This is a genomic window from Kitasatospora sp. MAP5-34, from assembly GCF_029894335.1.
Classification (GTDB): Bacteria; Actinomycetota; Actinomycetes; order Streptomycetales; family Streptomycetaceae; genus Kitasatospora.
In genome coordinates, this window is sequence record NZ_JARXZC010000028.1 from 18,313 (window position 1) to 31,419 (window position 13,107).

The 13,107-nt window shown below is 69.1% G+C and carries 6 protein-coding genes; 2 read left to right on the forward strand and 4 right to left on the reverse strand.

Annotation, left to right across the window (positions count from 1 at the left end):
- Window positions 1-498: 498 nt before the first annotated feature.
- Together P3T29_RS21855 and P3T29_RS21860 are read left to right on the forward strand one after the other, a co-directional pair.
- Entirely contained in the window at window positions 499-7,323 is a 6,825-nt protein-coding gene (locus P3T29_RS21855) for a polymorphic toxin-type HINT domain-containing protein (RefSeq protein ID WP_280718256.1), read from the forward strand.
- Between the two features lie 22 nt (window positions 7,324-7,345).
- Entirely contained in the window at window positions 7,346-7,765 is a 420-nt protein-coding gene (locus P3T29_RS21860; RefSeq protein ID WP_280718257.1) for a hypothetical protein, read from the forward strand.
- Between the two features lie 274 nt (window positions 7,766-8,039).
- Here P3T29_RS21860 and P3T29_RS21865 read toward each other — a convergent pair whose 3' ends face one another.
- From P3T29_RS21865 to P3T29_RS21880, 4 genes are all read right to left on the reverse strand, one after another.
- Entirely contained in the window at window positions 8,040-9,044 is a 1,005-nt protein-coding gene (locus P3T29_RS21865) for a LamG domain-containing protein (protein ID WP_280718258.1), read from the reverse strand.
- Between the two features lie 84 nt (window positions 9,045-9,128).
- Complete coding sequence (locus P3T29_RS21870; protein ID WP_280718259.1) at window positions 9,129-10,244, reverse strand: citrate synthase 2; 1,116 nt, start codon at window positions 10,242-10,244, stop codon at window positions 9,129-9,131.
- Window positions 10,245-10,388: 144 nt separating this feature from the next.
- Window positions 10,389-11,423 carry a DMT family transporter gene (locus P3T29_RS21875; protein WP_280718260.1) on the reverse strand — a complete coding sequence of 345 codons (1,035 nt, stop codon included), beginning with the start codon at window positions 11,421-11,423 and terminating at the stop codon, window positions 10,389-10,391.
- Between the two features lie 70 nt (window positions 11,424-11,493).
- Window positions 11,494-13,104, reverse strand: a complete 1,611-nt coding sequence (locus P3T29_RS21880) for a class I adenylate-forming enzyme family protein (RefSeq protein WP_280718261.1) — start codon at window positions 13,102-13,104, stop codon at window positions 11,494-11,496.
- Window positions 13,105-13,107 lie beyond the last annotated feature (3 nt).

A 13,107-nucleotide genomic window follows, 5' to 3' on the forward strand; every position in this document is an offset into this window, starting at 1 on the left:
GAATTCCTCGGGCGAGCAGCTGTTGCTTCATCAGCCCGGGGGTTATTGGTGCAAGTTCGAACGTCCCATCCATTCCTGCCATTTCGTCAGCGAAGTATGCGTTCGCGTACGGCGATGGTTGGCGTCCTGGCGGTCCTGACGGCGCTGGTCAGTCCGGTGGGGTTCGCCGCAGCGGCGGTCGACCCGGATCAGCTGTGGTCCCCTCCCGGTACGCCGCTCCCTGCGACCCGGTCGATCGCCGTCAAGAAGGCGGTGCGGGGGACAGTGGTGAAGCCGCACTACGCGGTGCCCGGCGCGGCGGCGGCGCCCGCTCCCAAGCCGGTCGCGGAGGCCGGCGGCACTGTCGATCTCGGCAAGGCCGGCCCGGGGTCTCCCGCGCATGCCGGAAATCTTCCGGTGTGGATTTCCCCGGCGGCCGGAACCGGTCCGAAACGCTCGGCGTTGAACGGTGAATTGACAGTACGTCAGTCTTCCTCCAGGGCCGCGAAGGCGGCCGGCGTGAACGGTCTGCTGTTCCAGCTCACCCCTACCGCCGGTACGGCCGGTGGCTCGGCGCAGGTGGCGTTCGACGCCAAGGCGCTGGATGACGCGACCGGTGGGGTGTTCTCCCAGCGTGGCCGCCTCGTCTCCATGCCGGCCTGTGCGCTGACCATGCCTCAGCTGGCGGCCTGCACCACCCCGACTCCGGTCGCCACGCACTCCGACCCGGCCACCGGCCGGGTGGTCGCCGATGTCACGGTGCCCAGCGGGGCGGCGGTCGCGGCGGTCGGCCGCTCCTCGATGGCCTCGCCCCGGGCGGTTCAGGCGGCCTCGGCGCCGCTGGTGCTGGCGCTGACGAGTACAGCGTCCGGCGGCGGCGGGGACTACACGGCGTCGAGTCTCAACCCGTCCTCGGGCTGGGCGGCCGGCAGCGCCGGTGGCGGCATGTCCTACGGCTACGACATCCAGCTGCCCGCCTCCGTAGGGGGCAGTACCCCCGGTGTGGCGCTCTCGTACAGCTCCTCCTCCGTCGACGGCAAGACCTCGGCGACCAACGCGCAGGCGTCCTGGATCGGTGACGGCTGGGACTACAACCCCGGGTTCATCGAGCGGACCTACCAGTCCTGCGACAAGCACGGCATCCCGGGCTCCGGCGACGAGTGCTGGGCGGGGGACAACGCGACGCTGTCACTCGGATCGCACTCCGGACAGCTGGTCCGGGACGACGTCAGTCATGCCTGGCATCTCAAGAGCGACGACGGCACCAAGATCGAGTTCCTCGCCGGCGCCAACAACGGTGTCAACAACGGCGAGTACGTGAAGGTCACCGACACCTCCGGCACGGTCTACTTCTTCGGGGCGAACTACCTCCCGAAGGCCGACGGCACCATGCAGACCATGGGGACGGCCAGCCAGTCCGTCTCCAACGTCCCGGTGTACTCGCCCAACACGACCGACCCCTGTTACAACGCGGCCCAGGGCGCGGCGTCCTGGTGCCAGATGGCCTCCCGCTGGGCGCTCGACTACGTCATCGACCCGCACGGCAACCTGAGTAGCTACACCTACAAGCCGGAACAGGGCAACTACGCCCGCGGTGGCGGCCAGAACAACGGCAACGGCGCGCTCACCCCGTACACCCGCGCCAACCTGCTGTACCAGATCTCCTACGGTCAGCGGCAGGACGAGCAGCTCGCGGCCGGCGGCGCCCTCCAGCCCGCCGCCCATGTCACCTTCGGCACCGACGAGCGCTGCATAGCCGACAAGACCTTCAGCTGTGACCCGTCGCTGCGTGCCGCCAACGCCTGGCGCTGGTACGACGTCCCCGTCGACCAGGAGTGCCCGGCGAGCGGAACCTGTACCAACTACAGCCCGACGTACTTCACCACCAGGCGTCTGACGAAGATCTCCACCCAGGTCCGCGCCAACAACGCGTGGGCCGACGTCGACTCCTACGTGCTCTCGCAGTCCTTCCCGCCGCCCGGTGACGGCAGCAGCCAGCGCGCCCTCTGGCTCGACCAGATCCAGCGCACCGGTATGACCGCGGCGACGACCGTCCCGCTCCCGCCGGTGAGTTTCGTCCCCGTGATGCTCCCCAACCGGGTCGACGGCATCACCACCGCCACCAACGGCGCCGGCTTCCCCGACATCAACCGGCCGCGTATCCAGCAGATCCGCAACGAGACCGGCGCGATCCTCAACATCGACTACAACCTCCCCGGCTGCTCGCGTCTGAAGAACGTGATGCCCGCCGCCGAGGACAACAACCAGATGTCCTGCTTCCCGGTGAAGTGGACCCCGCCCGGCGCGATCGTGGACTCCGACCCGATCGTGGACTGGTTCAACCACTACACGGTCCACTCCATCGCGCTCAACGACCCGACCACGGTCTCCGGTCTCCAGATCACGCAGCAGACCGCCTACGCGTACGGCAAGCCCGCCTGGCACCACGACGACAGCGAGTACACCGACAGCAAGACCCGTACCTGGAGCGACTTCCGGGGCTACAGCAGCGTCACGACCGTGACCGGCAACGGCGCGGACGGGCCGATGAGCCAGACCGTCACCACGTACCTCCAGGGCATGGACGGGGACAGGACGACGGGCGCGGACCGCTCGGTGACTGTCCCGGACGCCCTCGGTGAGAAGGTCACCGACGACGACTGGCTCGCCGGGGAGGTACTGCAGACCGACACCTACGACCAGGCCGACGGCACGATCACCGCGACGATCACCAACCGCACCACCAGCCCCGTCACCACAGCCACCCACGCCCGGACCGGCGACACCACCCTCGCGGTGCCGCTCGTCGCGCGTTACGCCGGTACCACCACGGCCACCACGACCCGCTCCCTGAAGGCCGACAAGACCTGGCGCACCACGACCAGGACCACGCAGTCGGACTCCACCCACAACAACCGGCAGACCACCTCGCTCGAACAGGCCGACGGCCTACCCGACCTGTGCAACATCACCGGCTACGCCACCGGGCCCGACCCGCAGCGCACGGATCTGGTGGACCACGTCACGGCCGTCAGCGGCTCCTCGCCGTGCACGGCGACGGCGACGTCCGCCAACACGGTCTCGGACAGCCAGATCCTGTACGACAACCAGCCGTTCGGCCAGGCGGCGAGCACGGCGGACGCGACGAGTTCGCAGCTGCTTGACTCCTACGACGGCTCGGGCAAGCCGCACTACATCCCGCAGCACAGCGCCGGCTTCGACAAGTACGGCCGGACCACGTCCACCACGGTCCTGACCAACACGGACCGCCAGCACCCGGGCGGTGCGACGACCAGGACCACCTACACCCCGGCTGCCGCCGGTGAGCAACCCGCCACGGTCACGGTCTCCGCTCCGATTCCCGGGTCGAGCACCACCGCGACCTGGGACACCGTCAGCACCTACGACGTGCGTCGCGGTGTGGCACTGACGGTCACCGACCCGAACCTGAAGACCGTCTCGGAGGCGTACGACGCCCTGGGTCGCCTCACCTCGGTCTGGAGCGCTGGCCGGACGACGGCGCAGAGCCCGAACCGGACCTTCGCGTACACCCTCGACCTGAACCGGGCTCTGCCCGGGTACGTGACCAGCCGAAGCCTGGTCGCCGACCCCGACCCGCTCTACACCACCAGCGTCCAGATCTCCGACGGCCTCGGCCGGCCCCGGCAGGGCCAGGCGAACACGGCGTTCTCGGGAATCACCGGCCGGCTGATCTCCGACACCTTCTACGACTCCCACGGCCGCGCCTTCAAGACCAACGCGCCCTGGTACAACGCCGACGCCGGTCCCGGCGGCACCCTGGTGGTGCCCAACACGACGCCCCAGGCGACTGACGACCAGATCCCCGCCCAGACCGTCAGCACCTTCGACGGCCAGAGCCGCGCTCTCAGCTCGACGTTCGTGTCGATGGGCGTTCCGCAGTGGAGCACCTTCACCGCCTACCCGGGCGCCGACCGGACCGATGTCACCCCGCCCAGTGGCGCCTGGCCCACCAGCACCGTCACCGACGCCCGTGGCCGTACGACCGAGCTGTGGCAGTACAGCAAGCCGACCCCGACCGGGAATCCGGCCGACGCCACCGTCACCCGGTACACCTACCAGCCCGACGGCAAGCCCGACACCCGGGTGGACGCCGCCGGTAACACCTGGAGCTACGGCTACGACCTGCTCGGCCGCCAGACCTCGGCGACCGACCCCGACACCGGTACCACTCTTCAGACCTACGACAACGCCGGGAACCTCGCCACCACGACGGACGCCCGTAGCAAGACGCTCGCGTACACCTACGACCTGATCGGCCGTAAGATCGGCGAGTACGCCGGTTCCGTCAGCCCGGCCAACCAGCTCGCCGGCTGGGCCTACGACACGGTGGCCAAGGGGCACCCCAGCTCCTCCACCCGGTACGTCGGCGGTGCCTCGGGCTCGACCTACACCACCGCCGTCACGAAGTACGACAACTCGTACCGCGCCACCAGTAGCACCGTCACGATCCCCGGCTCGGAGATCGGCCAGACCGGCTCGTTCTCGTACACCACGAGCTCCGGCTACGACAGGTTCACGGGGAATCTCAACTACACCCTTCTCCCCGCTGTCGGCGGCCTGCCCGCCGAGACGGCCAGCAACACCTACGACGCGTACGGCCTGCTGATCCAGACGGCGGGCAAGGTCACCTACGACCTGAACACCGGCTACGACGCCTTCGGCCGCCCGCAGCGGACCACGGTCAACCCCTGGGGCAAGCAGGTTGTCTCCAGCACCGTCTACGACCAGGCCACCGGACAGGTCCTGCACGACTACGTCGACAAGCAGACCGCGCAGACCGGCCAGACCCAGATCACCAACTACACCTACAACCCCGCCGGTCAGCTCACCTCCATCACCGGCATCCCGGACAACACCCCGTCCGCCACCGACCGGCAGTGCTTCACCTACGACAGTCTCGGCCGCCTCTCCACGGCATGGACCGACACCGGCACCGTCAGCACGCCCGATCCGGCGCAGCACATGGTCATGTCCCAGGGGGCCTGTACCAACAGCACCCCCACCTCCGGTGTAGTCGCACCGTCCAAGACCACCGTCGGTGGTGGCAGCCCGTACTGGCAGGACTACCAGTACGACGTCACCGGCAACCGCAAGACCCTCGTCCAGCACAACCCCGGCGGTGACACCAGCAAGGACGTCACCACCACCCAGACCTTCCCGACCACCCCGAACACGAAGACCACAGCCCGCAACACCGGTGGTGGCACCGGCGGTCCGCACGCGCTGCTGAGCGCCAGCACCGTGGTCGGCGCGGGTACGCCCACCGTCAGTACCTCGCAGTTCGACGAGGCGGGCAACACCACGTCGGTCACCGACACCAGCGGCACCGTCAACCTCACCTGGGACGGCGAGGACAAGCTCGCCTCCGTCGCGAAGACCGGTCAGTCCCCGGGCACGACCTACATCTACGACGCCGACGGCAACCAGCTCATCCGCCACGACCCCGGCAAGACCACCGTCAACCTGGGCAGCGACGAACTCACCTACGACACCAACGCCAAGACGCCGCCCATCGGCACCCGCTACTACGCGATGCCCAACGGCATCACCGACGTCCGGGTCGGTGGCGGCGGGCTGGTCGCCCAGATCGCCGACCACCAGGGCACCGACAGCCTCTCGATCGACCTCACCACCTCCGCCGAGTCCCGCCGGCCCACCGACCCGTTCGGCAACCCTCGCGGCACGCAGCCGACGCCCGGCTCCTGGGTGGGTGACAAGGGCTTCGTCGGCGGCACCAAGGACGACACGACCGGCCTCACCAACCTCGGCGCGCGCGAGTACGACCCTGTCCACGGACGGTTCCTCAATCCGGACCCGCTGTTGGACGCGACCAACCCCCAGCAGTGGAACGGGTACGCCTACAGCGACAACAGCCCGATCAGCAAGAGCGACCCGTCCGGCATGATGGCCGAGGCGAACCAGGGTGGTGGCGACAACGGGACCGTGGTCGCCACGGACGACGGTGTCATCATCGTCGACCCCACCACCGGTGACCGTACCGACGACGGCCCCGGTAACGGCGGCCACGGTGGTGGCGGCGGCAACGGCGGCGGTGGCGGCGCCAAGACGAAGAAGTGCGGCGGCTGGCTCAGCGGCGGCGGCTTCAGCTGCCACGTGAGCAACGGTGTCCACCGCACGCAGCACTTCGTGACCCAGAACCCGGTCGTCAAGATCATCGCGACCACGGTCACCTATGGCGTCACATTCACCAGCTGCTGGGGCGCGGCCACCGCCGGCGCGAGCGTCAGCGGCGGAGCGACCCTCGTCGCGGCGGGCATCGGCTGCGGTGCGCTGGCCGGCGCGGCAAGCTCCCTGGTCGACAACGCATTGACCGAGGGCGCGGACCATTCCTTTACGGGCCAGCTCAAGGACGTCGCCGCCGGAGCAGTCATCGGAGGGGCCACCGTCGGCGCCGGTGAAGTCGCGCAGGGTGCCGCAGCGAGCATCTCAAGTGGGGTCGGCAAGAACCTCTTGAATGCCGTCGGAGACCTTCTCGGCGGCGGAGGTGGCGGCGGGTGCCGACTGAACAGCTTCCTCACAGGCACTCTTGTCCAGCTCGCGAATGGTCAGGCGAAGCCGATCGACCAGCTCGCCGAAGGCGACCAGGTCCTCGCGACCGACCCTCAGACCGGCACCACCACCGCCGAACCGATCACCCAGACCATCGTCACCCCCGACGACAAGGACTTCACCGACCTCACCCTCACCACCCACCTGTCCACCGGCGGGACAGGTCGGCCGCAGTCCATCACCTCCACAGCCCACCACCCGTACTGGGACGCCACCACCCACCGCTGGACCGAAGCCGCCGGCCTGAAGGTCGGCGACGAACTCGCGCTGGCTGATGGCACCACTGCGGTCATCACCAGCTCGCACAGCTACACCACTGTCCCGACGGCGGCCTACAACCTGACCGTCGCGGACCTCCACACGTACTATGTACTCGCGGGTACCACGCCGGTCCTCGTGCACAACGCTGGGTGCGATCCGTATCAGATTCCACTTGATGAGAACGGGCTACCGGTCGGCGGCCACACGTCGGGAACTGCCAGGCCGCCGTGGACCGGTGGGACGCCGAATTCCGTCTACACCCGAACTGGGAAGGACGGCACGCCGGTTCAGAACACCATCTTCGATGGGAACGGCGATGCCGCCGGGCACTTCGATTTCAAGGATCACGGAACCGGAGGGCCGCACGGACACGTGATCGACCCGCCTGGGACGCCCGGTGGCGGACATGGTAGCAAAGCACCCCACATTCCGGCAGCGGATCTTCCGCCCGGCTGGAATCCGAACCCATAGGCCGCTGCGGAAGGGAATCAAGATGACCATTGTGCGCCTTTCCGAGAGTAATTCTAAGGCGTTCCTTGAAAGGTTCATGGGGTTCGAAGACGGAGTGCTCACAGGAATTCGTCTGCACTTGCCGAGAGTTCCCATGGCCGACCGGACCGTAACCTTCGATATCCAGGCGATGGACGTGACGGCCAACAAGGAATGGCGCCTCGTCCGAGTCACGGTCGGAGGCGTCCACGAATATCAGTTCCGCTCCAGTAGGCAGTACTCGTACTCGGTGCTGTCGGACGGCCTGAACCTGGAGTGCACACCCGAGCAGTGCGTTCTGGATCTCGATCCGGGGCCGGATGAGTGGTCGCCGGACCAGGTGGCACAGCAAGGGGAGTACTCAAAGCAGTACGCCATCGGACTCTGGTGTGAATACGAGGTGCTCGGCGGCCCGTTCATCTGAGTCCATCGGTGATCCGTGCTAGCGGGCGTTGCCTGCGGAAGCTGAAACCTGTCGTTTGACGGGTTCACCGGTCCAGATTCACCCGGACCGCTGAGCCCGTCGTATGGCTTCCTTGCGGGAGTTCTGCCGGAGGATCGAGTCGCATTCGGACCCTTCGCAGTGTCCGTGTGAACTGCAGTAGCCGCTGAGATTTGGCGCGGGTCGGGCCCTTGAAGGCCTGGCCCGCGCCATTGCTGTCCGTTGGCCGGGCTGTGAATGCGTGAGTGTCGTGGTGTCAGAACCTGAACCAGGTCGCGCGGGCGGGGATGTCCGTCGAGCGGGTGGTGGCCAGTTGGGCGACCTTGTCGGGGGGCAGTGGTTGCGCCCAGACCTGGACGTCGGCGATCGAGCCGTCCCAGAGGTCGGCCCAGTGGGACTTGTACCGTGCTCGGCCGATCTCGATCGGGCCGGTGGTCGACAGGATGCCCGGCGCCGGGGTGGTCTGCGCGAGCGCTCCGTCGACGTACAGGGCGATCGTCCTGGCCTTGGCGTCGTACACACCGGTCAGTGTCGTCCACCGGCCGGTGGTGGCCGGGCCGGTGGACAGGGCCATGATGCTCTTGCCGGTTGCTGCGGCCGTCTGCACCTTGAACACCCACTTGTTGTGGGTGGCGCTCGAGGAGTCGTCCCGGCCCAGGTAGAGGGAGAAGAACTTGTCGCTGCCCTGGGAGACGGCGGCCTTGGGCTCCGCCGTAGCGCTGTTGTCGACCATGGCGGACACGGTGAAGCTGGTGCTGGTGTCGATGACGGTCGAGTTGACCTCGGCGTAGCCCTCGGAGGCGGCGTGCAGGGTCAGGGCCGGTCCGCTGTGGCCGTCGACGGAGCCGACCTGGGTGGCGGTGCCGAGCCGTACGTCGCTGTTGCCTGTGGGCGGCGCGGTCGACGGCACGGTCGACGGCGAGGCGGACGCTGCGGCGGATGGTGTGGCGGACGGCGCTGTGGAGCCCGCACCCGCCGGGACCGACGCCGCCGACAGGCGGTCGGCCGACGGCTTCTTGCCGCCGGGGCCCTGTACGGCCACCGCGACGACCACGATGCCGGCCACCGCGAGGGCACTCAGCACGCCGATGCCGACGCGTATCAGCCGCTTCCTGCGGGCTTCCGTTGCGTTGGCTTCGGCCAGCGCAGCCCAGTCCGGACCGATTTCGGTCGTCCCGGGCTGGTAACCGGGCTGGTAACCCGGTGCGCCCCAGGTGCTGTTGCCGCCCCAGCCGCCGCTGCCGTTCTGGCCGCCGCCCACACTTGCCACTCTTCCCCCAGCGCTCTCCGTCGGCCGAACTCTAGGCGACCTCGGGGGATCGGTGACCACCAGGGTGCCCGGCCGTCAGGCGGCCTGGAGGCGGCCCTCGTACGCCGGCGTGGTGGGCCGGACGGGCAGGGCGCGGGGTGCGGGGCCGACGTAGTGGGCGGAGGGCCGGATCAGGCGCCCGGTGCGCTTCTGTTCGAGGATGTGGGCGGACCAGCCGGCCGTCCGGGCGCAGGCGAACATGGCGGTGAAGAGGGTGGGCGGGATCTGGGCGAAGTCCAGCACGATCGCGGCCCAGAACTCGACGTTGGTGGCCAGGACCCGGTCCGGTCGGCGTTGGCGCAGGGCGGCCAGGGCGGCCTGTTCGAGTGCGGCGGCCACCTCGAAGCGGTCCGCGCCCAGCTGTTCGGCGGTTCTTCGCAGGACCCGGGCGCGGGGGTCCTCGGCGCGGTACACGCGGTGTCCGAAGCCCATCAGGCGTTCGCCCCGGTCGAGGAGGCGGCGTACGTAGCCTTCGGCGTCCCCGGTCCGTTCGACCTCTTCGACCATGTGCAGTACCCGGGAGGGCGCGCCGCCGTGCAGGGGGCCGGACATCGCGCCGACCGCGCCGGACAGGCAGGCCGCCACGTCGGCGCCGGTGCTGGCGATGACCCGGGCGGTGAAGGTCGAGGCGTTCAGGCCGTGTTCGGCGGCGGAGGTCCAGTAGGCGTCGACGGCCTGTGCGTGGCGCGGGTCGACCTCGCCGCGCCAGCGGAGCAGGAATCGTTCGGCGGTGGTGGCGGCGGTGTCCACCTCCCACTCCGGGACGATCGGTACGCCCAGGCCACGGGCCGACTGGGCGACGAAGGACAGGGTGGCGGCGGCGGCCCGCTCGACGTCCTCGCGGGCTTGGTCATCGCTGATGTCGTGCAACGGCCGCAGCCCCCAGGCGGGGGCGAGGGCGGCCAGCGCGCTCTGGGTGTCCACCCGTACGTCCCCGAAGCGCATGGGCAGGGGCAGCGGCTCGTGCGGGCCGAGCCCCGGGCCGGGCCGGCCGTCGACCAGCAGGCCCCAGACCTCCTCGAACGGGAGGTGGCCGACGAGGTCCTCGATGCTGACGCCTCGGTAGCGCAGCGCACCGCCCTCCTGGTCGGGTTCGGCGATCTCGGTTTCGAAGGCGACGACTCCTTCGAGACCCGGAATGAAGTCGGACACGAGGTAACTCCTCCGAGTTGAGGCGCTTTCCGGCTGGGTGCTCTACGGTGCGCGGGTGTATCGGGAGCGGCGGGCACTCCTCCTCCCGGACGGGGTGGAGGAGTGCCCGCGTGCGTCAGCGAACTGCGGTGACTGCGACGCCCGTCAGCGGCCCGCCGATACGGTCTGCTTCTTCTCGGCGGCAGCCGCTCCGGTGGAGAGCTTCGCCTTCACCGGCGCAGCGGCGGCGGCCGGTGCGGCCTGAGCTGCGGCGGCGGCCCGACGCCTCAGGTAGAGGTTGTTCAGGACCAGCGCGGACGCGGTGAAGAGGGCGCCGACGATCTGCATCGCGGCCGGGATGACGCCGGTCAGCGCCGAGATGGTGAACGCGGTGACCGGGACGACGTCCATGAACAGCACGCCGTTGAGCGGGCCGAGGTTCTTGTTGCCGATGTTCCAGGCGAGCACGCCGACGAATCCGGCCACGATGCTCATGTAGGCGAGCTCGGGGAGGATGGTGACGATGGCGCTGCCGGTCGGGACGGGCTCGCCGCCGACCGCCAGGATCACCGCGGTGATCACGACGGCGCTGGCCAGGCCGAGCCCGGTGGTGATGGTCGTGTACTTGATCGGGGACCACTTCGGGAAGTAGGTGGCACCGGAGGTGTAGATCACCCAGCACAGGGCGGCGAAGAGCAGCAGCGCGTCGGCGCCGAAGTTCTGCGGCTGGTTGACCAGGGAGGACAGGTCACCCTTCGTCACGACGAGCAGGATGCCGACGAAGGACAGCCCGATGAAGGCGAACGACCACTTGGGCGGAACGACCTTGCGCAGCACCCAGTTGACGAGGAAGCCCATCATCGGCATGGTCGCCATCATGATCGAGGCGATCAGCGCGCCCTGCTTGCCGATCAGGTCCTGGCCGTAGAAGACCAGGAACTGGAAGCCGGCGAAGCCGGCCGTGCCGAACAGCCAGGCCAGACCGACCCGCTCACCCTTGAGGTTGAGAGCGGAGCGGCCCTCGCGGAAGAACAGCACGGCCAGGAAGATCAGCCCGGCGATGCCGTAGCGCATGCAGGTGAAGGTGAAGGGGTCGATGTGCTTGAGCGTGACATCCATGATGGGGAACATCGCGCCCCATGAAAGGGTGGCCGTGAGGCACAGCAGTACCCCTCGGACGTAGTTCTTCTGGTCGTTCATAACTCTCCTGTCGGACTGTTCTGACTGTTCTGACTGTTCGGGCTGTCAGGACGGGTGGTGGTGGAACCGGTCATCGAGCTCCGGCCAACTGCTTGGCGGACTCGGCCTCTTGCGAGATCAGGGGAAGGACGGTCTCCAGCAGCACTCCGGCCCGCACCTTGCCCGTGGGGCTGTACGGGACGGCCGGGATGGAGACCACGTGGGTGGGCAGGTTCGGGGCCATCCGGGCGCAGGTGGCGCGGATGGCCCGCTCGCCGCTCTCCTCGCGCTCGGGGGAGATCGGGCTGAAGGCCACGATCAGCGCGTCGCCCAGGTCGGGACGGCTGACCCGCAGCACGGCGGTCTCGCGGACGCACGGCAGGCCGGTCAGGTCGTCCTCGAGGGCGAAGATGTTGACGTCGAGGGCGCGGCCGCCCTCGGCCGTGGAGACGCCGTCGTTGCGCGCGCTGAGCTCGAGCCGGCCGCCCTCGTCGATCACGCCGCTGTCACCGGTGAGCAGGTACCGCTGGGTGCGGCCGCCGTGGTCGAGGACCAGGAAGTCGGGCTCCGAGGTCGCGTAGCTGTCCATCAACTGGTAGCTGGCGATGGCGATCCGGCCGAGCCGCCCCTTGGGCAGCGGACGGTTCTCCGGGTCGAGCGCGACCAGGGTGTTGCCCGGCATCGGCCGGCCGGAGCGGGCGGGGGCGACGTGCAGCTCCTCCGGTCCGATCATGGTGTTGAGGCCGGTCTCGGTGGTGCCGTAGTACAGGTGCAGTACGGGCCCGAGGCGGTCCCAGGTGGTGTTGATGACCCAGCGGTTGAGGTGCCGGCCGCCGGAGAGCAGGAAGCGCAGCCGGGAGGTCTTGTGCAGGTGCTCCGAAGCCGGGTGCGAGATCAGGCGGTTGAGCACCGGCGGGACCATCAGCGTGGTGGAGACGCCCTCGTCCAGGATCAGCCGGGCCATCTCGGCCGCGTCCTCGTACGGGCTGAGCACCACGGTGCCGCCCAGGGAGAGGAAGATCCGCGCCCAGCCCGGGCCCGAGGAGTGGTAGAGCGGGACGGTGACCAGGTGGACGTCGTCCTCGTCGAAGGAGAACTGGTCCACCAGGTCGGAGAGCCGGCGCGCCTCGAACGAGGTCTTGCGCACCACCAGCTTGGGGATGCCGCTGGTGCCGGAGGTGAAGGAGAACGCGGTGAAGGGCTGCTCGACCGGCTCCACGTAGGCCGGCTCGAAGGCGGCCAGCTCGTCGTAGGTGACCGTGCCCGGCGGGGTCGGCGCGCCGGGGGCGTCGAAGTCGCCCTCCTGCGGGCCCGCCAGGTGGATGCTCAGGATGTCGCGGTCGCCCGGCCAGCCGGTCGCCTCCAGCAGCGGGCGGCGCAGCGGGGTGGTGATGATCACGGTGGGCTGGAGCTGCTCCAGCGTCCCGATGGTCGCCTCGGGGGTGTTGGTGTAGTCCAGACCTATGCAGGGCACGCCGAGCGTGGCGCAGGCTGCGGTGACGACGACCAACTCCCAGCTGTTGCAGGAGATGAAGGCGGCCCGAGCCGGTCTCACCTCCGGCAGGTGCTGGGCCAGACCGGAAGCCACCCGGCTCACCTGCTCGGCCAGTTGGGCCCAGCTCAGTCTGACGTCGCGGTCGACGATCGCGGTGTGGTCGGGGCGCCGGGCGGCGTGCCTACGGATGTCATCGAGCTTGATCACGGG

Bases quoted from the DNA above. Each gene is read 5' to 3' on its own strand.
- P3T29_RS21875 (WP_280718260.1), bottom strand. From the start codon at position 11,423: ATGAACGACCAGAAGAACTACGTCCGAGGGGTACTGCTGTGCCTCACG.
- P3T29_RS21860 (WP_280718257.1), top strand. From the start codon at position 7,346: ATGACCATTGTGCGCCTTTCCGAGAGTAATTCTAAGGCGTTCCTTGAA.